Source organism: Azospirillum tabaci (assembly GCF_014596085.1).
Taxonomy (GTDB): domain Bacteria; phylum Pseudomonadota; class Alphaproteobacteria; order Azospirillales; family Azospirillaceae; genus Azospirillum; species Azospirillum tabaci.
On the sequence record NZ_JACCJY010000001.1, the window covers coordinates 256,347 to 275,360 of the forward strand.

19 protein-coding genes are annotated in these 19,014 nt (G+C 69.2%); 16 read left to right on the plus strand and 3 right to left on the minus strand.

What is annotated here, in order from left to right:
* Nucleotides 1-99: 99 nt before the first annotated feature.
* From aroA to rpsA, 3 genes are all read left to right on the plus strand, one after another.
* Nucleotides 100-1,437 carry a 3-phosphoshikimate 1-carboxyvinyltransferase gene (gene aroA / locus H0B54_RS01200; protein WP_188258921.1) on the plus strand — a complete coding sequence of 446 codons (1,338 nt, stop codon included), beginning with the start codon at nt 100-102 and terminating at the stop codon, nt 1,435-1,437.
* Between the two features lie 5 nt (nt 1,438-1,442).
* On the plus strand, nt 1,443-2,105 hold the full coding sequence (gene cmk, locus H0B54_RS01205) for a (d)CMP kinase (RefSeq protein ID WP_188259182.1): 663 nt from the start codon (nt 1,443-1,445) through the stop codon (nt 2,103-2,105).
* A 155-nt stretch (nt 2,106-2,260) separates the two neighbouring features.
* Complete coding sequence (gene rpsA, locus H0B54_RS01210; RefSeq protein ID WP_041810874.1) at nt 2,261-3,970, plus strand: 30S ribosomal protein S1; 1,710 nt, start codon at nt 2,261-2,263, stop codon at nt 3,968-3,970.
* A gap of 66 nt (nt 3,971-4,036) precedes the next feature.
* Here the strand turns inward: rpsA and H0B54_RS01215 are convergent, their stop codons facing one another.
* Nucleotides 4,037-4,906: a DUF2189 domain-containing protein gene (locus H0B54_RS01215; RefSeq protein WP_246472200.1), complete on the minus strand. Its 870-nt coding sequence runs from the start codon at nt 4,904-4,906 to the stop codon at nt 4,037-4,039.
* Between the two features lie 260 nt (nt 4,907-5,166).
* Between H0B54_RS01215 and ihfB the strand changes: the two genes are divergently transcribed.
* The 12 genes from ihfB to H0B54_RS01275 all read left to right on the plus strand — a co-directional run bounded on the left by ihfB (nt 5,167) and on the right by H0B54_RS01275 (nt 15,175).
* Nucleotides 5,167-5,451 (plus strand): integration host factor subunit beta, encoded by a 285-nt coding sequence (gene ihfB / locus H0B54_RS01220; protein WP_014239239.1) that lies wholly within the window; start codon nt 5,167-5,169, stop codon nt 5,449-5,451.
* 88 nt (nt 5,452-5,539) lie between these two features.
* The gene (locus tag H0B54_RS01225; protein ID WP_094301702.1) at nt 5,540-5,929 is read left to right on the plus strand and encodes a lipopolysaccharide assembly protein LapA domain-containing protein; all 390 of its coding nucleotides are present in this window, start codon (nt 5,540-5,542) and stop codon (nt 5,927-5,929) included.
* A gap of 87 nt (nt 5,930-6,016) precedes the next feature.
* Nucleotides 6,017-6,973, plus strand: coding sequence for a bifunctional Delta(1)-pyrroline-2-carboxylate/Delta(1)-piperideine-2-carboxylate reductase (gene lhpI, locus H0B54_RS01230; protein WP_188258922.1), 957 nt, complete (start codon nt 6,017-6,019; stop codon nt 6,971-6,973).
* A 14-nt stretch (nt 6,974-6,987) separates the two neighbouring features.
* Complete coding sequence (locus H0B54_RS01235) at nt 6,988-8,112, plus strand: NAD(P)/FAD-dependent oxidoreductase (RefSeq protein ID WP_188258923.1); 1,125 nt, start codon at nt 6,988-6,990, stop codon at nt 8,110-8,112.
* Between the two features lie 115 nt (nt 8,113-8,227).
* Nucleotides 8,228-8,371 carry a hypothetical protein gene (locus H0B54_RS01240; RefSeq protein ID WP_172428316.1) on the plus strand — a complete coding sequence of 48 codons (144 nt, stop codon included), beginning with the start codon at nt 8,228-8,230 and terminating at the stop codon, nt 8,369-8,371.
* Nucleotides 8,372-8,413: 42 nt separating this feature from the next.
* On the plus strand, nt 8,414-9,034 hold the full coding sequence (locus H0B54_RS01245) for a hypothetical protein (RefSeq protein ID WP_188258924.1): 621 nt from the start codon (nt 8,414-8,416) through the stop codon (nt 9,032-9,034).
* A gap of 103 nt (nt 9,035-9,137) precedes the next feature.
* Nucleotides 9,138-9,851 (plus strand): orotidine-5'-phosphate decarboxylase, encoded by a 714-nt coding sequence (gene pyrF, locus H0B54_RS01250; protein WP_188258925.1) that lies wholly within the window; start codon nt 9,138-9,140, stop codon nt 9,849-9,851.
* Nucleotides 9,852-9,863: 12 nt separating this feature from the next.
* Entirely contained in the window at nt 9,864-10,508 is a 645-nt protein-coding gene (locus H0B54_RS01255) for a phosphoribosylanthranilate isomerase (protein WP_188258926.1), read from the plus strand.
* A gap of 184 nt (nt 10,509-10,692) precedes the next feature.
* Nucleotides 10,693-11,592 carry a diguanylate cyclase gene (locus tag H0B54_RS01260; RefSeq protein ID WP_188258927.1) on the plus strand — a complete coding sequence of 300 codons (900 nt, stop codon included), beginning with the start codon at nt 10,693-10,695 and terminating at the stop codon, nt 11,590-11,592.
* Between the two features lie 123 nt (nt 11,593-11,715).
* Complete coding sequence (gene upp / locus H0B54_RS01265) at nt 11,716-12,366, plus strand: uracil phosphoribosyltransferase (RefSeq protein ID WP_094301708.1); 651 nt, start codon at nt 11,716-11,718, stop codon at nt 12,364-12,366.
* Nucleotides 12,367-12,497: 131 nt separating this feature from the next.
* Complete coding sequence (locus tag H0B54_RS01270; RefSeq protein WP_188258928.1) at nt 12,498-14,222, plus strand: ABC transporter permease; 1,725 nt, start codon at nt 12,498-12,500, stop codon at nt 14,220-14,222.
* A 104-nt stretch (nt 14,223-14,326) separates the two neighbouring features.
* Nucleotides 14,327-15,175, plus strand: a complete 849-nt coding sequence (locus tag H0B54_RS01275) for a pirin family protein (protein WP_188258929.1) — start codon at nt 14,327-14,329, stop codon at nt 15,173-15,175.
* A 67-nt stretch (nt 15,176-15,242) separates the two neighbouring features.
* On the opposite strand, the gene H0B54_RS01280 is transcribed toward H0B54_RS01275, so the two are convergent.
* Nucleotides 15,243-16,271, minus strand: a complete 1,029-nt coding sequence (locus H0B54_RS01280; protein WP_188258930.1) for a Fe(3+) ABC transporter substrate-binding protein — start codon at nt 16,269-16,271, stop codon at nt 15,243-15,245.
* A gap of 278 nt (nt 16,272-16,549) precedes the next feature.
* Here H0B54_RS01280 and H0B54_RS01285 point away from each other — a divergent pair, with 278 nt between their 5' ends.
* Complete coding sequence (locus H0B54_RS01285) at nt 16,550-17,062, plus strand: invasion associated locus B family protein (protein ID WP_094301712.1); 513 nt, start codon at nt 16,550-16,552, stop codon at nt 17,060-17,062.
* Nucleotides 17,063-17,143: 81 nt separating this feature from the next.
* Here H0B54_RS01285 and cobT read toward each other — a convergent pair whose 3' ends face one another.
* A complete protein-coding gene (gene cobT / locus H0B54_RS01290) occupies nt 17,144-19,009 on the minus strand; it encodes a cobaltochelatase subunit CobT (RefSeq protein WP_188258931.1) in 1,866 nt (621 codons plus the stop codon).
* Nucleotides 19,010-19,014: the final 5 nt, after the last annotated feature.

Genomic DNA, 19,014 nt, shown 5'->3' on the forward strand with positions numbered 1-19,014 from the left:
CAGCCAATCGCCCTGCGGGAGCCGCGCGTCGCTCGCATCGCTGGTCCCGCTGTGCTAGGTACTCCGCCCTGGTCACATTCTTGTCTGGGGAGCCCTCCCATGCTGCAGGCGAAGCCGCTTCGCTCATCCTCCACCGGCGCGCTGGCCGGCACCATCCGCGTGCCGGGCGACAAGTCCATTTCGCACCGGTCGCTGATGCTGGGCGCCGTTGCGGTGGGCGAGACCGTCATCCACGGCCTGCTGGAAGGGGAGGACGTGCTGAACACCGCCGCCGCCATGCGCCTGCTGGGCGCCCAGGCGGAGCGCGGCGGGGACGGCGTGTGGCGCGTGCGCGGCGTCGGCCTGGGCGGTCTGGGCGAGCCGTCGCAGGTGCTCGACATGGGCAACAGCGGCACGGCGGCGCGCCTGCTGATGGGGCTCGTCGCGTCGCACCCGATCACCTGCGTCTTCACCGGCGACGCCTCGCTGAACAAGCGCCCGATGGCCCGCGTGACCGGCCCGCTGGAGCAGATGGGCGCGCGTTTCGTCGGACGGTCCGGCGGGCGGCTGCCGCTCGCCGTGGTCGGCAGCGACCGCACCGTGCCGATCATTTACCGCCTGCCGGTGGCCTCCGCCCAGGTGAAGTCGGCGATCCTCCTCTGCGGCCTGAACACCGCCGGCACCACCACGGTGATCGAGGCGGAGCCGACCCGCGACCACACCGAACTGATGCTGCGCCATTTCGGCGCCACCGTGACGACCGAGCGGATGGAGGACGGCGCGCTCGCCGTGTCTGTCACCGGCCAGCCGGAGCTGGCGGGGCGCACGATCGTCGTGCCCGCCGATCCCAGCTCCGCCGCCTTCCCGGCGGTCGCGGCGCTGCTGCGCCCCGGCTCGGAACTGCTGCTGCCCGGCGTCGGCATGAACCCGCGCCGCACCGGCCTCTACGACACGCTGGTCGAGATGGGCGCGAACATCGCCTTCGAGAACCGCCGCGACGAGGCCGGCGAACCGGTGGCCGACCTGCGGGTGAAGCACGGCCCGCTCAAGGGCATCGTCGTCCCGGCGGACCGCGCCCCCAGCATGATCGACGAGTACCCGATCCTCGCCGCCGCCGCCGCCTGCGCGGAGGGCACCACCGTCATGCTCGGCCTGAAGGAGCTGCGCGTGAAGGAGAGCGACCGCCTCGCCATGGTCGCCGACGGGCTGACCAAGTGCGGCGTGAAGGTGGAGGTCGGGGCCGATGACAGCCTGACCGTCTACGGCACCGGCAAGCCGCCGCAGGGTGGCGCCACCGTCGCCACCGCCATGGACCACCGCATCGCCATGAGCTTCCTGGTGCTGGGCATGGCCACATCCGAGCCGGTGCAGGTGGACGACGGCGCCTTCATCGACACCAGCTTCCCCGGTTTCGTCGCTCTGATGAACGGCGTCGGCGCCAAGATCGCGGGGGCGTGAGGACGATGGGTCTGGTCATCGCCATCGACGGCCCCGCCGCCGCGGGGAAGGGCACGCTGTCCAAGCGGGTCGCCCAAGCCTACGGCTTCGCGCATCTCGACACCGGCGCGCTTTACCGCGCGGTCGGCGTCGGTGTCCTGCGCGCGGGCGGCGACCCGGCGGACGCGGAGGCGGCGGCGCAGGCCGCCCGCGCGCTGCGGCCGGACGACGGCATCCTGAACGACCCGGCCCTGCGCAGCGACGAGGCGGCTCAGGCGGCCTCCAAGGTCGCCGCGGTGCCGGCGGTGCGGGCCGCCCTGCTCGAATTCCAGCGGACGTTCGCCGCGACTCCGCCCGGGGGCGCGCCGGGGGCGGTGCTGGACGGGCGGGATGTCGGAACGGTCGTATGCCCGAACGCCGATGCCAAGCTGTTCGTTACCGCTTCGGTGGAGGTGCGGGCCGAGCGGCGACTCAAGGAGTTGCGGGAACGCGGGATTCCGGCTATACCGTCCGACGTCCTGGAGGACATGAAGGCCCGTGACGCGCGCGACAGCCAGAGGACGGTAGCACCGCTCCTGCCGGCTGCCGACGCTTTTGTGCTTGATACCTCCGCCCTCGACGCCGACCAGGCGTTCGCAGCGGCGACCGCCTTTATCGGAACGAAAACCGGTTTCGGCCCCAAGGTCTGAGCATCAGGGTCCGGGCGCTTCGGCCCTCCAACGGAACGCATGTCAACCAAGTCGCCGGGCGTGGTGCCCGGCGCGGTGGTCCCATCGGGGGCCGGCCCGTTTTGCCGCGGGACGGACCATGGCGGGATCGCTTTCGGCCAACCTTAGGAGTTTCAATGGCACAAGCTATGGCCCGGACCGGCGAGAAGGAAAGCTTTGCGGCTCTGCTTGAGGAGTCGCTCGGCACGGCCGAGTCCCTCGAAGGCTCGGTCGTCAAGGGCCGCGTCGTCTCCGTCGAGAACGACATGGTCACCATCGACGTCGGCCTGAAGTCGGAAGGCCGCGTCGCGCTGAAGGAATTCGCCGTTGCCGGCCAGCCGCCCGAGCTGAAGGCGGGCGACACCGTCGAGGTGTATCTGGAGCGCATGGAAGACAAGAACGGCGAAGCCGTTCTGTCGCGTGAGAAGGCCAAGCGCGAAGAGGCCTGGGCGCTGCTGGAGAAGTCCTTCCAGGACCAGACCCGCGTCACCGGCGTCATCTTCGGCCGCGTCAAGGGCGGCTTCACCGTCGACCTGTCGGGCGCCGTGGCGTTCTTGCCGGGTTCGCAGGTGGACATCCGTCCGGTCCGCGACATCTCCCCGCTGCTGGGCACCCCGCAGCCGTTCCAGATCCTGAAGATGGACCGCTCGCGCGGCAACATCGTCGTGTCGCGTCGCGCCGTGCTCGAAGAGAGCCGCGCCGAGGCCCGTTCGGAGCTGGTGGCCAACCTCAAGGAAGGCCAGGTTCTGCAGGGTGTGGTCAAGAACATCACCGACTACGGCGCGTTCGTGGATCTGGGTGGCGTCGACGGCCTGCTGCACGTCACCGACATCGCGTGGCGCCGCATCAACCACCCGTCCGAGGCCCTGCAGATCGGCCAGACCGTCACGGTCCAGGTCATCCGCTTCAACCCGGAGACCCAGCGCATCAGCCTCGGCATGAAGCAGCTGGAAGCCGATCCGTGGGAAGGCGTGGAAGCCAAGTACCCGGTCAGCTCGCGGTTCAAGGGCCGCGTCACCAACATCACCGACTACGGCGCCTTCGTGGAGCTGGAGCCGGGGATCGAGGGCCTGGTGCACGTCTCGGAGATGTCCTGGACGAAGAAGAACGTCCATCCGGGCAAGATCGTTTCGACTTCGCAGGAAGTCGAGGTCATGGTCCTGGACGTCGATCCGCAGAAGCGCCGCATCAGCCTGGGCCTCAAGCAGTGCCTGGACAACCCGTGGGAGACCTTCCTCGACAAGTTCGGCCCGGGCACGGAGCTGGAAGGCGAGGTCAAGAACATCACCGAGTTCGGTCTGTTCGTCGGTCTGCCGGGCGACATCGACGGCATGGTCCACATGTCCGACCTCGACTGGAACAAGTCGGGTGAGGAGGCCATCGCCGAGTACAAGAAGGGCGACCGCGTCAAGGTCAAGGTCCTGGACGTCGACGTCGAGAAGGAGCGCATCTCCCTCGGCATCAAGCAGCTCGCGAACGATCCGTTCGAGGCTGCCACGGCCGGCCTGAAGAAGAACGAGGTCGTCACCTGCACCGTCACCCAGGTCACCGACGGTGGCATCGAGGTCACGGTCGGCGAGGGCTACACCGGCTTCATCCGCAAGTCGGACCTGTCCCGCGACCGTTCGGAGCAGCGTCCGGACCGCTTCGCCGTCGGCGAGAAGGTCGACGCGAAGGTCACCCAGATCGACCGCGGCTCCCGCCGCATCTCGCTGTCCATCAAGGCCCGCGAGATGGAGGAGGAGAAGCAGGCGATGGCCGAGTACGGTTCGTCCGACTCGGGCGCCTCGCTGGGCGACATCCTGGGTGCGGCTCTGAAGCGCAAGCAGCAGACCGGCGAGGAGTAAGGTCCTTCCCATCTCCCTCCCCTGCGTCAGCGGGGGAGGGTCGGGGAGGGGGCCCGTCTCCCGTACCTACGCCAAAGAAAAAGCCGCCGCGGGCATCCCCCGGCGGGTTTTTCCTTTTTTCAACCCCCCTCCCCCCCCCCCCCCCCCCCTTTTGGGGGCGCGGGGGGGGGGCCAACTCGCATGCCCGACCAGGGGCAGGGCGACGACCAGCCCGAGGAAGCCGGTCAACAGCCCGGCGCCGGTCACCAGAACGATCAGCCCGGCCCACAGCGCCATGACGCGCGGGTTGCGCAGCACCGCCATGGCCGAGGCCAGCGCCGCGGCGAAGGCGTCCACCGGGCGGTCCATCATCATCGGCAGGGCGGTGACGTTGGTGATGAAGGCGAAGGCGGCGAAGGCGAAGCCCAGCGCCGTGATGAAGGCGGTGAAGACCAGACCGTCCAGGCTGAACATCTGCGCCACGAAATGATCGAGCGCGATGGCCTCGTGCGGGAAGAACAGGGCGAAGGCCACCACGTTCATCCGCGCCCAGATCATCACATAGAGCATCAGGATCAGGCCGGCGGTCAGGATGTGGTAGGGGTTGGCCCGCCACGCGGTCAGCGCCCGCCACAGGCTGGGCCGGCGTCCCTCCTCGACGTCCTTGGAAATCCGGTAGAGTCCGAGCGCGAGAAGCGGGGCGATCAGCAGGAAGGCGCCGATCATCGGCGCGATCAGATAGGCCATCCCCGCCAGGACCAACCCGCCGGTCAGCGCGAATCCGATGGCGACGAACAGGGCGCCGTAGGCGAGGCTGACCCAGCCCGACGCCCGCAGGTCCATCCAGCCCGCCCGCAGCCAGCCCAGCGCCTGGGCGGTGGTGACGGTGCGGACGCGGTCCGCGTAAGGCAGGCCGGCCAGCGGATCGGCGGGGCCGGTGTGATGGGCGTGTGTCATGGCGAACCTCCAACCGTATCCGGCGACAGGGACCGTGCCAACCAACTCATCGGAAATGGTGCGCTCAAAGGCAATCCGTAAGACGGATTAATCGTATTTCGGGCCTTTTTCCGGGCGGCGATCGGGCAAGCCGGAGCGTTGCCGGGAAAAGGGTTCCGGCAGAAAGGCTTAGCTTGACGGTCACCGGACCCGGTGGCACGCTTGCGCGCAGGTCAAGGAGCGCGGTGCAGGGCGCTCGAACCGGGGGAAACGGAATCGCCATGACCAAATCAGAGCTGATTCAACGGCTCGCGGAGCGCAATCCGCATCTGTACCAGCGCGACATCGAAAAGATCGTCGGCACCATCTTCGACGAGATATCCGAAGCGCTCGCCCGCGGTGACCGGGTGGAACTGCGCGGGTTCGGCGCCTTCTCCGTCAAGCGCCGCGACGCCCGCACCGGCCGAAACCCGCGCACGGGCGAAGCCGTCGAGGTGGGCGAGAAGGCGATCCCCTTCTTCAAGACCGGAAAACAGTTGCGCGAGCGCTTGAACACCGACGAATGATGTCCGTTCATTGACAGCCCGTCGCTGATTCATCGGCCCGGACCCGGCGCTGCCCCGGCCACCGATCATGGATACGAGGACCACACCCGTGCGTTTCATCGCCCTCATCATCGCCGTTCCCATCGCGCTGGCCGCGGTGCTGTTCGCCATCTCCAACCGTGGCCTGGTCACGCTGTCGCTCTGGCCGCTGCCCTTCACGCTGGAGGTTCCGGTCTATCTCGCCACGCTGGTGGCGCTGGTGATCGGCTTCCTGGCCGGCGGAATCGTCGCCTGGAACGCCCAGCGCCGCCACCGCCGCCGCGCCCGCCGCTCGACCGACCGCGTCTCCTACCTGGAGCGCGAGCTGAAGGAGACGCAGGCCCGCGCCGCCGCCGCGGAGAAGCGTCTGGCCGAGATGAACCGTCCGGTGTCCGGCACCGCCGGTCTGCCCGCGGTGACCGGGTCCGGCGCCGCCCTGCCGGCGACCACGGTCCACTGACCGCCCGCCGGTAACCCCTTCGGCCCCCCGTCCGGCCGGGGGGCGGGAGGGGGTTCCGCTTTGCCGGACCTGTGGAGGGAGCCGCCGATGCGCACCGTCACCGGAGCCGAGCTGAAGTCCGTCCTGCACTTCCGCATGCTGATCGAACGCATGCGTCAGACCTTCCGCGCCGGGGTCGAGGTGCCGATGCGGCACCACCACACGGTCGGGACCTACGGCCAGAACGACGGCACGCTGCTGCTGATGCCGGCGTGGCAGGTCAACCAGTCCATCGGCGTCAAGGTGGTCACCGTCTTCCCCGACAACGGGGCGAAGGATCTGCCGGCGGTGCAGGGTCTGTACCTGCTGATGGACGGCAAGACGGGGATGCCCCAGGCGGTTCTGGACGGCACCGCCCTGACCAAGCGGCGCACCGCGGCGGCTTCCGCGCTCGCCGCCTCCTATCTCGCGCGGCCCGACTCGGAACGGTTGCTGATGGTCGGTACCGGGGCGCTGGCGCCCGAGCTGATCGAGGCCTTCGCCACCGTCCTGCCGATCAAGCATGTGCTGGTCTGGGGCCGCAGCCTCGAGAAGGCGAAGAAGGTGGCCAGCCGCTTCCACCGCCCGAAATTCCGCATCGAGGCCACGGCCGACCTGGAAGGGGCGGTGCGCGGCGCCCAGGTGATCTCCTGCGCCACGCTGGCGAAGGAGCCGCTGATCCGCGGCGAATGGCTTCAGCCGGGCGCGCATCTCGACCTCGTCGGCGGCTTCACCCCGGAGATGCGCGAGGCGGACGACGACTGCATCCGCCGCTCCCGCGTCTTCGTGGACACCCGCGAGGGGGCCTGCACGGAGGCGGGGGACATCGTGCAGCCGATGAAGGCCGGCATCCTGACCGACGCGGACATCGCCGGCGACCTCTACGACCTGACCCGCGGCCAGCGCGCCGGGCGCCGCTTCTACGACCAGATCACCCTGTTCAAGTCGGTCGGCACCGCGCTGGAGGACCTTTGCGCCGCCCAGCTGGCGGTGGAGATGGTGATCCACAACGACACGATCCGCTGAGGCGTTCTCCCATCATGACTCTCCGCATCACCATCGTCGGCGCCGGCATCATGGGGCTGTGCACGGCCTGGGCGCTGGCCCGCGCCGGACACGAGGTCGCGGTTTTCGACCAGGGCCAGGTGCCCAACCCCTTCGGCAGCTCCGTGGACCAGCACCGGCTGTTCCGCCACGCCTACGGCGCCAGCGCCGGCTACGCCCGCATGGCCGACACCGCCTTCCAGGCGTGGGAGCGGCTGTGGGGCGACCTGGGCGAACGGCTGCTCGTCCCCAGCGGCACGCTCTGCACCGCCTCGGCGGAGGACGGGCGGCGTTGGCTGGCCGACAGCGTGAATGTGCTGGAGTCGCTGGGCCACCCCTTCCGCCGCCTGACTCCGGCGCAGATCGCCGCGGAGTTCCCGCTGGTCGACGCCAACGCGGTGGCCGAGGGGCTGCATCTGGAGTCGGGCGGCGTGCTGCTCGCCGGGCGCATCGTGGAGCTGCTCAGCCACCATCTGAACGCGTTGGGGGTGACGGTTCACGCGCGTGCCCCCGTGACGGCCATCGACGCCGAGCGCGCCACCGTGACACTCGCCGACCGCCGGACCATCGGCGCGGACGCGCTGGTGGTCGCCGCCGGGGCCTGGGTGACGAAGCTGCTGCCGGAGACGGCGGCGCGCCTGACCCCGTCACGGCAGGTCGTGGCCTATCTGATGCCGCCGGAGGGCCTGCGCGGCGTCTGGGCGACGGCGCCGATGCTGATCGACGCGGACGGGGAGAGCGGGGTCTACGTCGTTCCCCCGGTGGCCGGCACGACGATGAAGGCGGGCGACCACCGCTTCTCGCGCGTCGGCGACCCGGATGCCGACCGCGATCCCGATCCGGACGAGGCGCGCGACGTGCTGGACCGCGCCCGCCGGGTGCTGGCGGACGGGCACCGCTACAGCCTCGCCAACGCGGCGACCTGCTTCTACACGGTGACCGACGACGAGCGCTTCGTGGTCGAGCCGCTGTCCGCCCGCTGCTGGCTGATGAGCGCCTGTTCCGGTCACGGCTTCAAGTTCGCCCCGGCGCTGGGCGAGGCCCTGGCCGCCGCGATCGTCAATCCCATCGGCGATCCGGCGCGGGCGTCCGAATTGCCGGACTGGGCGGCCGGGCGCTGAGCGATCTCCCGTCGCGGCCCCTCCGAGAGCCGGCGGAACGGTGCGGCTCCACCCCTGTTGAGAGGGCAATCAGCCTGTGTTGGCTGAAGCCTTACCGACAGGGAGTGACGCATCCATGGCCGACGAACCTCGCAAAGTGGGTGTCTATGACACGGACGGCAACCGGGCGGCGACGGGCGGTGCGGCCGGCTCCATGAACTGGTGGGTCATCGCGCTGGTCGTGCTGGTGGTTCTCGCCCTCCTCTATTTCTTCCTCTGAGTCCGGACCACGTCCGGAGCGGACCAGCACAGGAGCGGGCTCATGAACAAGAAGACCATTGTCGCGCTGTACGACGACCTGTCCGGCGCCGAACGCGCGCTGAGCGAACTCGAAACCGCCAATCTTCGGCAGGACTTCACCATGGTGGGCGCCGACAGCGCGAAGCTGGGCTCCTCGGCCAGTCTGGCCACCGAGAACCGGCTGGAAAGCTGGCGCCACGCCGCCGATTTCGGGCAGGACCCGAATTTCGACGCCCGCGACCGCCGCGTCTCCATGCTGACCGGCATCGGCGTGACGCGGGAGGACGCGGAGGTCTTCGCGGAGGGCGTGCGCCGCGGCGGCGTGCTGCTGGTCGGCCGGGTCGAGGAGGCGATGTGCGACTCCGCGCTGGCCGTCATGCAGCGCCATGGCTCGGTCGACATCCCCGGCCGGGCGAAGGGCTACCGCGAGGCCGGCTGGAGCGGCTATGACGCCGCCACCGCCGATTACGACAGCGCGCAGGTCGCCGAGGAGCGCCGCCGTGCCGCCGCCGCCTCGCTGCGCGACGTCAACACGCAGGGCGCTAATCCGGCAGCGGGCGCTCCGGCGGCGACGCCGACCGCGACTCCGATGGGCACCCCGGCGACTCCGCCGACCGGGCGCGTCGATGTGAACCGCGAATAGCGGGCCTGACCCCTTTCCGGCCCCGGAAGTCTGGTGATTGCCGCCCGCCCTTGTTAGGCTGCGCCCCGTCACCACCTTCCAGGGTCCGGAGAGCCGTTTTTCCATGAGCACGCCCAGCATCGCGCCCGCCTCGCGCATCTTCTGCGCCGTCGACACGACCGACCTCGACACCGCCCGCGACCTTGGCCGGCGGATTGCGGGGGTGGTCGGCGGGATCAAGCTGGGGCTGGAGTTCTTCATCGGCCATGGCCCGGCGGGCATCCGCGCGGTGATCGGCGAGGACGGCCCGCCGCTGTTCCTTGACCTGAAGCTGCACGACATCCCCAACACGGTGGCGGGCGGCATCCGGGCGGCGCTGCCGCTGAAGCCCGCCTTCCTGACCATCCACACCTCCGGCGGTCCGGCGATGATGCGCGCGGCGGCGGAAGCCGCGGCGAGTGCCGGCGCGGACCGTCCGAAGATCCTCGCGGTCACCGTGTTGACCAGCATGGACGCCGCCGACCTCCAGGCCGTCGGGCAGAGCGTTCCGGTGGCCGACCAGGTGAAGCGGCTGGCGCTGCTCGCCAAGGAGTCCGGGGTGGACGGCGTGGTCTGCTCCCCCGCCGAGGTGGCGCTGATCCGCGAGGCCTGCGGGCCGGACTTCGTCCTGATGGTGCCGGGCATCCGGCCCGCCTGGGCCGCCGCCAACGACCAGAAGCGCGTCATGACCCCCGCCGAGGCGCTGGCCGCCGGGGCGGACCATCTGGTCATCGGCCGCCCGATCACCGGCGACACCGACCCGGAGGCCGCCGCCCGCCGCATCGTTTCGGAACTGTAAGGACCCGCCCCCATGCCCGTCAGCGTGAAGATCTGCGGCCTCACCGAGCCCCTGTCGCTGCACGCCGCCGTGGCCGGCGGGGCGCGCTATGTCGGCTTCGTCTTCTACCCGCCGAGCCCGCGCTCCATCGCGCCGTCCATGGCGGCGGAGCTGGCGCGGCTGGTCCCAACGGGCGTGCGCACGGTCGGGCTGTTCGTCGATCCGGAAAACGACTTCCTGGAGCATGTGGTCAGCCAAGTTCCCTTCGACCTGATCCAACTCCACGGCAAGGAGACGCCGCGCCGCATCGCCGAGGTGAAGGCCGCCTTCAACATCCCGGTGATGAAGGCGATCAAGGTCGGCGGGCCGGAGGATCTGGCTGCCGCGCTGGAGGCCGCCGAGGTCGCCGACCGGCTGCTGTTCGACGCCAAGCCGCCGGCCAAGGTGTCGGCCCTGCCGGGCGGCAACGGCATCGCCTTCGACTGGACGCTGCTCGCCGGGCGGAGCTGGCCGAAGCCCTGGATGCTGTCCGGCGGGCTGAAGCCGGAGAACGCGGCGGAGGCCGTGTGGACCACCGGGGCCGGCGCGCTCGACGTGTCGTCGGGCGTGGAGGACCGGCCTGGTCACAAGGACCCGGCGCTGATCCGCCGCTTCCTGGACAGCGTGGCCGGGCTGTGACGTCTCGTCGCGGTGAGGTATTTGAGTAAAATTTGTTGTTGCCGCGGGGCTTTCCCTTTTGGCGGATGAGCACAACTTAATCGCACGACCGGGTTGCGGACCTGGGTTATGACTTCGTGCGATACTGTTGGCACCCGCTGGCCGCGACCGGTGGATGTGTCCGAAGGGAAGCCCTGCAAGCCCGATGACCAACTCGTCCGACACACGCTCGCCATCCGACAGCCTCGGCCTCGTGCTTGACGAGCATTTGCGATGGATCGGGCAGTGGCACCGCGCAGTCTTCTTCCGCGGCGGACAGGGGGGTGAGCGGGTGTCGGCCCCCGCCTCCTTCGCGGCGTGGTGCGTGGCGGTCAACGCCGACGATCTGGCCCACCAGCCCGCCGTGGAGAAGCTGGTCACCCTGCACGAGCAGATGCACCGCAAGGCCAAGCTGCTTCTGCTCAAGGCGGCCGGCGGCGAGAGCCCCAGCGAGGCCGACTATGAAGGGGTGATCGCCCGCTTCGAGGAGTTCGTCCTCCACCTGCGCCGGGTCGAGAGGGCCTTCGGTGCCGCGGCGAGCGGATTGGACCCGCTGACCGGCCTGCGCACCCGCCGCGGCATGCAGGAGGCGTTGGAGCGCGAGCACAACCGCTTCCGCCGGAACGGGCCCGCCTTCTGCGTCGCCATCTGCGACATCGACCGCTTCAAGGGCATCAACGACACCTATGGCCACGACATCGGCGACCGCGTCCTGGCCGCCACCGCCGCCGCCATCAGCCGAGGCATCCGCAGCTTCGACGAGGCTTTCCGCATGGGCGGCGAGGAGTTCCTGATCTGCTTGAAGGAAACCGGCCTGGGCGAGGGATTCCGGGTCATCGAGCGGCTGCGCGGCGAACTTGCGCGGACCCCGGTGACGCTGCCGGACGGTCGGAGGATCGCGGTCACCGCCTCCTTCGGGCTGGTCGAGGCGGCAGAGGCGCTGCCGGTCGACGAGATGATCGTTTGCGCCGACCGCGCCCTCTATCAGGCGAAGAACAGCGGGCGCAACCGCGTGGTCCGCTACGGGCTGGACCAACCCTTGGATGCGGCGCCGACACGCCGATGAGTCCTTTCCGTTTCGGAACAGGGGAATTGTGGGCGCATCCGGCGGCATCGCTTAAGGGCGGCTTGGCCGAAGCGGGTCCGCCGGGTTAGGATCGGGGCCTATACAGGCCGCGGCACGAGATCCATGCGCACCAATTCCGAATTTCCCAACCTGTTCATCCTCGACCACCCGCTGATCCAGCACAAGCTGACGCTGATGCGGGCCAAGGAACGCTCCACCGGCGGCTTCCGCACCCTGCTGCGCGAGATTTCGCTGCTGATGGGCTATGAGATCACCCGCGACCTGCCCTTGACGACCGAGCGGATCGACACGCCGCTCCAGCCCATGGACGCGCCGGTCATCGCCGGCAAGAAGCTCGCCATCGTGCCGGTGCTGCGCGCCGGACTCGGCATGGCGCAGGGCCTGCACGAGCTGGTGCCGTCGGCGCGCGAGGGGCACATCGGCCTCTACCGCGACCACGACACCAAGATGCCGCACGAGTACCTGGTGAAGCTTCCGGAGGCGGAAGGCCGCCTGTTCATCGTCGTGGACCCGATGCTGGCGACCGGCAATTCCGCCGTCCACGCCTGCGATGTGCTGAACCGTCACGGCGTGGACGACGAGAACATCCGCTTCATGGCGCTGGTGGCGGCGCCCGAGGGCATGCGCGTCTTCGCCGCGGCCCACCCGCGGGTGAAGGTCTTCACCGCCTCGCTCGACAGCCATCTGGACGAGAACGCCTACATCGTCCCCGGCCTGGGCGACGCGGGCGACCGCATGTTCGGCACCAAGTAACCACAAACAGCGGCCGCATCCCTGTCATACCCTCACGGGAAAGGGATGCGGCATGTTGTCATTGCGAGTTATTCGCACAGTGTGAGACCATAGGGCTCCCGTTCGACACATCCCTATGGGCGTATCCGGCCTTGACGACGGACACCTTTCAAACCCCCGCTCCGACACCGGGCGGCCCGGTTCAGGCCGCCGGCTCCTATTCCTCCCTGTGGCATCGCGTCGGTTTCAGCGGCTGGACGCTGGCGACGCTGGTGATCGCGGCGCTGGTCGCCCTGCCGGTGCTGGCGGTGATCAGCCGCGTCTTCGTGCCGACGGACGGGGTGTGGCAGCATCTGGTCGAGACGGTGCTGGCGGAGTATCTGCTGAACACCGTGCGCCTCGTCTTCGGGGTGGGGGTGGGCACGCTGGTCATCGGGGTGGGCACCGCCTGGCTGGTCACCATGTGCCGGTTCCCCGGCAGCCGGGTGCTGGAATGGGCGCTGCTGCTGCCGATGGCGGTTCCGGCCTACGTCATGGCCTACGTCTACACCGACCTGCTCCAGTTCGTCGGCCCGGTGCAGACCGCGCTGCGCGAGGTTTTCCACTGGTCGCGCCGGGATTACTGGTTTCCGGACATCCGTACGCTCGAGGGAGCGGCGTTGATGATGACGCTGGTGCTCTACCCGTACGTCTATCTGCTGTCGCGCGCCGCCTTCCTGGAACAGTCCGTCTGCGTGCTGGAGGTCAGCCGTACGCTCGGCCGCGGGCCGTGGCGCAGCTTCTTCACGGTGGCGCTGCCGCTGGCCCGCCCCAGCATCGTCGCCGGCCTCGCGCTGGTGCTGATGGAGGTGCTGGCCGATTTCGGCACGGTCCAGTATTTCGCGGTGAACACCTTCGTCACCGGCATCTACCGCACCTGGTTCGCCATGGGCCAACCGGTGGCCGCGGCACAGTTGGCCGCCGTGCTGATGATGTTCGTCCTGGTCTTGGTGCTGATGGAACGCTGGTCGCGCCGGCAGGCCCGCTACCACCACACCACCACCCGTTACCGCCGCCTGCCCAAGCATGAGCTGAAGGGGTGGCGCGCGGCGGCCGCCATGACGGCCTGCGGGCTGCCGCTTCTGCTCGGCTTCCTGCTGCCCGCCGGTCTGCTGGTCCGCATGGCGGTCACCGCGGGGGATCAGGCCTTCGGGCCGGTGTTCCTGACGCTGGCCCGCAACAGCTTCACGCTGGCGGCGCTGGCCGCGGTTCTGGCGGTGTCGCTGGCGCTGGTCCTGGCCTACGGGCAGCGGCTGCGCCCGACGCCGCTGCTGAAGGGCGCGGTGCGCGTCGCCGCCATGGGCTACGCCATTCCGGGTTCGGTGATCGCGGTCGGCGTGCTGATCCCCTTCGCCCATCTCGACAACGCCGTCGACGCCTTCTTCCGCCAGACCTTCGGGGTGTCCACCGGCCTGCTGCTGAGCGGCACCATCGCAGCGGTGCTGTTCGCCTATCTCGTCCGCTTCCTGGCGGTGTCCTTCAACACGATCGAGGCCAGCCTGGGCAAGATCCGCCCGACGATGGACTTCGCCTCGCGGGTGCTCGGCCACACGGCGGGGCGTACGCTGGTCCGGGTGCACGCGCCGATCATGTGGGGCAGCCTGCTGACCGCCGGCCTGCTGGTCTTCGTCGATGTGATGAAGGAGCTGCCGGCGACGATGATCGTGCGGCCCTTCAACTTCGACACGCTGGCCGTGCGCGTCTACACGCTGGCCTCCGACGAGCGGCTGACCGAGGCCGCCACCGGGGCGCTGGCCATCGTGGCGGTCGGCATCGTGCCGGTGATCCTGCTCAGCCTCTCCATCAGCCGCTCCCGCCCCGGCCAGACGGACGAATGACGCTGTTGCCTCCGCCGCAACAGTGTTGAGCGGCGGTGGGGCTTTATCCGGCGCTCCGGAAAGAATACCTCTCTCTCAGCGATGTTGCCTGAGGAGAGCGTCCGATGACCGCCGAAACCGTCCGCCCCGTCCTGACCGCCGTCGAAGGCATGGAAGCGTCCGACGGCGCCGGCGTGCGCATGACCCGCATGGTCGGCACCCCGCGCCTGCGCATGCTCGACCCCTTCCTGATGCTGGATTACTTCGGGTCCGACACGCCGCAGGACTATCTGGCCGGCTTCCCCGACCACCCGCACCGCGGTTTCGAGACGGTCACCTACATGCTGGCCGGCCGCATGCGCCACTGGGACAACCACGGGCATGAGGGTGTGATCGAGACCGGCGGCGTGCAGTGGATGACCGCCGGGCGCGGCGTGATCCATTCCGAGATGCCGGAGCAGACCGAAGGGTTGATGAAGGGTTTCCAGCTCTGGATCAACCTGCCGGCGCGGCTGAAGATGAGCGACCCCACCTATCAGGAGTTCGCCGCCGACCGCATTCCGGTCGAGACGCGCGAAGACGGAACCACGGTGACGGTGATCGCCGGCACCACTGGCAACGGCACCGCCGGCCCGGTGCGCAGCGGCCCCACGGAGGCCCGCTACTTCGACGTCACCCTGCCGGCCGGTGCGGCCTTCTCCGAGCCGGTGCCCGCCGGTCATGCGGCGGCGCTGGTGGTCTTCGAGGGATCGGTGGTGGCGCCCGGCAGCTCCGTCCGGCTGGGCGGCCCGCGGGTGCTGGTGCTGGGCGATGGCGACCGGGCGGAGATCACCGCCGGCCCTTCGGGTGCGCGCTTCCTGCTGCTCTCCGGGCGGCCGATCGGCGAGCCGGTGGCCTGGGGCGGCCCCTTCGTCATGAACAGCCGCGAGGAGGTGATGCAGGCCTACCGCGACTATGAAGAGGGCAAGTTCTAAACCGAACAAATGAAAAGGGCGCGTCTCCACCGCTGGGACGCGCCCCTTCGTTACGCCGGACGGTGGCTTACTTCCAGCCGGCGCGATCCATGATCTTCAGAGCCTCGGCGTTGTTCTTGCCGTAGACGGCGGCGTTCAGCGGGTCTTCCTTGAACTTGCCCCAGGAGATCAGCACCGGCGCGGTCTCGGCCCCGGCGACGATCGGATACTCGTAGTTCTTTTCCGTGAACATCCTCTGGGCCTCGGGGCTGACCAGATACTCGAGGAACTGGACGGCCTGCTCCTTGTTCGGCGCGTTCTTCATGACGCCGGCGCCGGAGACGTTCACGTGGGTGCCGCGGTCGCCCTGGTTGGGGAAGATCACGCCCAGCTTCTCCGCGATGGCCTTGTCCTCCGGCTTGGAGGAGGAGGCGATGCGGGCGAAATAGTAGGTGTTGGTCACGGCCACGTCGCCTTCGTTGGCGGCCACGCCCTTGATCTGGTCGGTGTCGCCGCCCTGCGGCTTGCGCGCCATGTTGGCGACGACGCCCTTGGCCCACTCCTCCGTCGCCTTCTCGCCATGGGCGGCGAGCAGCGAGCCGACGAGCGACTGGTTGTAGACGCTGGTCGAGGAGCGGACGAGGACGCGGTCCTTCCACTTCGGGTCGGCCAGTTCCTCGTAGGTCTTGATCTCGTCCGGCTTCACCGAGGCCTTGTTGTAGACCAGGATGCGGGCGCGCTTGGAGATGCCGAACCAATGGCCTTCCGGCTCGCGCAGGTGGGCCGGGATGGCCTCCTCCATGACCTTGGAGCGGGTCGGCTGGAGCAGACCGGCCTCCTGGGCGCGCCACAGGCGGCCGGCGTCGACGGTGATGAACACGTCGGCGGGGCTGTTGCCGCCTTCGGTCTTCATCCGCTCGATCAGCTCCTCTTCCTTGCCCTCGATGACGTTGATCTTGATGCCGGTCTTCTTGGTGAAGGCGTCGTAGAGGTCCTTGTCCACATCGTAATGGCGCGCGGAGTAGATGTTCACCTCAGCGGCGTTGGCGAGGCCCGTCATGGCCAGCAGCGTCGCGGCGAAGGTGGCGGCAAAGACACCGCGCGATCCGATGTGCATCCTCATGACTCCCGAATTCTTGTCTGTTCGCGCCCGCAATTGCGAAGCGTTCTCATGCGCCGACTTGACCATTCAGGAGCCAGGGTGTCAAGCGTGAACGATAACCGTTCTCAATATTCAAAAAGGATGCGGACCAGAGCGATCAATGGGGGCTAAGGCGCCAACCAAAGGTGTAAAGGCTTGTTCGTCTTTGGGGTATGCCTATAATCCCTTCGCAATACCCGCCGTCGGGCGGGATCGTGAGCGGCCGATCGGGGCGACAGATGGGGAGCGTCAGGATGCGTTGGACAGGTCTTTTCGCTTTTGGTGCGGCGCTGCTGTCCGCGCTGGCCGCCACGCCGGCCTCCGCCGTCGACTTCTCCAAATCCGCCGCCGAGTACGGCCCGGAAGGCGCCTGGACCAGCCGCTGCGAGATCGACCGTATGACCGACACCAAGGTCTGCCGGCTGATGAACTACCGGCTGTTCGACGACGGCAAGGAGGTCGGCTTCGTGGCGCTGAGCGTCATCCCGACCGGCAACGACTACCACCTGTTCCTGACGACCAGCCAGGGCATGATCGACAACTGCGCCATCCGCGTCGACCGCCAACCGCGCATCGAGACGCAGATCGCCACGCTCAACATGTGCATGTTCCCGAACTTCGTGTCGGGCCGCGTGGTCGACCAGTTCCGCAACGGCTCCACGGTGCTGGTCCGCGTGAACTTCCTGCGCGCCGGCAAGCGCGACATCGATTTCCCGCTGAACGGCTTCTCGCGCAACTTCGAAGAGATGCAGCGCAGCCTGCAGTGACCGGACGAACCGGACGGCATCGATAAAAAAAACGGCGCGGAGTGATCCGCGCCGTTGTCGTTTCCGGTCCGCGGTCCGGCCTCAGCGCCAGCCGCTGCGGCCCCGGCGGTCGTCTTCGTCGAACAGCTCGGCCAGCTTGTTCATCATGGTGCCGCCCAACTGCTCGGCGTCCACGATGGTGACGGCGCGGCGGTAATAGCGGGTCACGTCGTGGCCGATGCCGATGGCCACCAGCTCCACCGGCGAGCGGGTCTCGATGTACTCGATCACCTGCCGCAGGTGCCGCTCCAGATAGTTGCCGGCGTTGACCGACAGGGTCGAATCGTCCACCGGCGCGCCGTCGGAGATCACCATCAGGATGCGCCGCTGCTCGGGCCGCCCGATCAGGCGGTTGTGCGCCCACATCAGCGCCTCGCCGTCGATGTTCTCCTTCAGGATGCCTTCGCGCAGCATCAGGCCGAGATTCTTGCGGGCGCGGCGCCAGGGCTGGTCGGCGTCCTTGTAGATGATGTGGCGCAGGTCGTTCAGGCGGCCCGGGTTGGCGGGCTTGCCGGAGGAGATCCAATGCTCGCGCGCCTGCCCGCCCTTCCAGGCGCGGGTGGTGAAGCCCAGCACCTCGACCTTCACCGCGCAGCGCTCCAGCGTGCGGGCCAGGATGTCGGCGCTCATCGCGGCGATGGAGATCGGACGCCCGCGCATCGAGCCGGAGTTGTCGATCAGCAGCGACACCACCGTGTCGCGGAAGTCCATCTCCTTCTCCTTCTTGAAGGAGAGGGGAAGGACCGGGTTCACGACGATGCGGGCCAGTCGGGCGGCGTCGAGGATGCCGTCGTCCAGGTCGAACTCCCAGGACCGCTGCTGCTTCGCCAGGAGACGGCGCTGCAGGCGGTTGGCCAGCTTGGAGATCACTCCCTGGAGATGGACGAGCTGCTGGTCCAGCATGTGGCGCAGCCGGGCCAGCTCCTCCGGGTCGCACAGTTCGGCGGCGTCGACCACCTCGTCGAAGCGGGTGGTGAAGGGCTTGTAGGCGTTGGGGTCGGGCTCGTTGCGGCGGCTGGCCTCCGGGCGCCACGGCTGGCCGGGGCCGGCGGGCTCCTCCGCCCCTTCGCCCTGGCCCATCTCGGTGTCGCCCTCCTCGCCGGTGCCCTCCTCGGCCTGCTCGCCCTGGTCGGACTCCTGCGTCTCCTGCGAGGACATCGACTCGGCCTGGCTCTGGGTGTCGTCCTCGCCCTGGGTCTGGCCCTTGTTCGGCTCGTTCTCGTTCTCGCCGGAGTCGCGCTCGTCCTCCTCCGGCTCCTGCGGCTCGTCGGGGTCGTTGCCGACCTCCATGTCCAGCTCGGTCAGCAGCTTGCGCACGGCGCGGGCGTAGGCGTCCTGATCGGCCATGTGGCCGGCGAGCCCGTGCAGGTCCTTGCCCAGCCGCTCCTCGATCCAGCCGCGCCACAGGCTGACCGCGTGCTCGGCGGCGGGGGGCGGGGCGGCGCCGGTCATCGCCTCGCGGGCGATCAGGCGCAGCACCTCGGGCAGGGGAACCTGCTCGCGCTCCTCCAGCCGCTCGAAGCCCTGCTTGTGGTAGCGCTCGTCCAGCGCCGCCTCCAGGTTGGCGGCGACGCCGGGCATGTGGCTGGCGCCCAGGGCCTCGCAACGGGCCTGCTCCAGCGCGTCGTAGGCGGCGCGGGCGCTGTCGCCCAGCGGCATGCGCTGGAGATGGATGGCGTTGTCGTGGAAGCGCAGCCGCAGCGACACGGCATCCGCGGCGCCGCGCAGCGTGGCGACGTCGTGCGGGTTCAGGTCGCGCGCCGGGGTGGGGATGCGCACGCGCAGACCGGCGACGCCGGGCGGCTCGGTGGAGAAGCCCACCTGGACGTCGGCCCGGCGGGAGAGGGCCCGCACCGCGGCGGCGGTGGAGCGCTTGAAGGCCTCGACGGGATTTTCACGGTCGGTCATGGCGG

Excerpts from the sequence above, each read along its gene's own strand:
- aroA (WP_188258921.1), top strand. The coding sequence starts at position 100 with ATGCTGCAGGCGAAGCCGCTTCGCTCATCCTCCACCGGCGCGCTGGCC.
- cmk (WP_188259182.1), top strand. The coding sequence starts at position 1,443 with ATGGGTCTGGTCATCGCCATCGACGGCCCCGCCGCCGCGGGGAAGGGC.
- rpsA (WP_041810874.1), top strand. The coding sequence starts at position 2,261 with ATGGCACAAGCTATGGCCCGGACCGGCGAGAAGGAAAGCTTTGCGGCT.
- H0B54_RS01215 (WP_246472200.1), bottom strand. The coding sequence starts at position 4,906 with ATGACACACGCCCATCACACCGGCCCCGCCGATCCGCTGGCCGGCCTG.
- ihfB (WP_014239239.1), top strand. The coding sequence starts at position 5,167 with ATGACCAAATCAGAGCTGATTCAACGGCTCGCGGAGCGCAATCCGCAT.
- lhpI (WP_188258922.1), top strand. The coding sequence starts at position 6,017 with ATGCGCACCGTCACCGGAGCCGAGCTGAAGTCCGTCCTGCACTTCCGC.
- H0B54_RS01235 (WP_188258923.1), top strand. The coding sequence starts at position 6,988 with ATGACTCTCCGCATCACCATCGTCGGCGCCGGCATCATGGGGCTGTGC.
- H0B54_RS01240 (WP_172428316.1), top strand. The coding sequence starts at position 8,228 with ATGGCCGACGAACCTCGCAAAGTGGGTGTCTATGACACGGACGGCAAC.
- H0B54_RS01245 (WP_188258924.1), top strand. The coding sequence starts at position 8,414 with ATGAACAAGAAGACCATTGTCGCGCTGTACGACGACCTGTCCGGCGCC.
- pyrF (WP_188258925.1), top strand. The coding sequence starts at position 9,138 with ATGAGCACGCCCAGCATCGCGCCCGCCTCGCGCATCTTCTGCGCCGTC.
- H0B54_RS01255 (WP_188258926.1), top strand. The coding sequence starts at position 9,864 with ATGCCCGTCAGCGTGAAGATCTGCGGCCTCACCGAGCCCCTGTCGCTG.
- H0B54_RS01260 (WP_188258927.1), top strand. The coding sequence starts at position 10,693 with ATGACCAACTCGTCCGACACACGCTCGCCATCCGACAGCCTCGGCCTC.
- upp (WP_094301708.1), top strand. The coding sequence starts at position 11,716 with ATGCGCACCAATTCCGAATTTCCCAACCTGTTCATCCTCGACCACCCG.
- H0B54_RS01275 (WP_188258929.1), top strand. The coding sequence starts at position 14,327 with ATGACCGCCGAAACCGTCCGCCCCGTCCTGACCGCCGTCGAAGGCATG.
- H0B54_RS01280 (WP_188258930.1), bottom strand. The coding sequence starts at position 16,271 with ATGCACATCGGATCGCGCGGTGTCTTTGCCGCCACCTTCGCCGCGACG.
- H0B54_RS01285 (WP_094301712.1), top strand. The coding sequence starts at position 16,550 with ATGCGTTGGACAGGTCTTTTCGCTTTTGGTGCGGCGCTGCTGTCCGCG.
- cobT (WP_188258931.1), bottom strand. The coding sequence starts at position 19,009 with ATGACCGACCGTGAAAATCCCGTCGAGGCCTTCAAGCGCTCCACCGCC.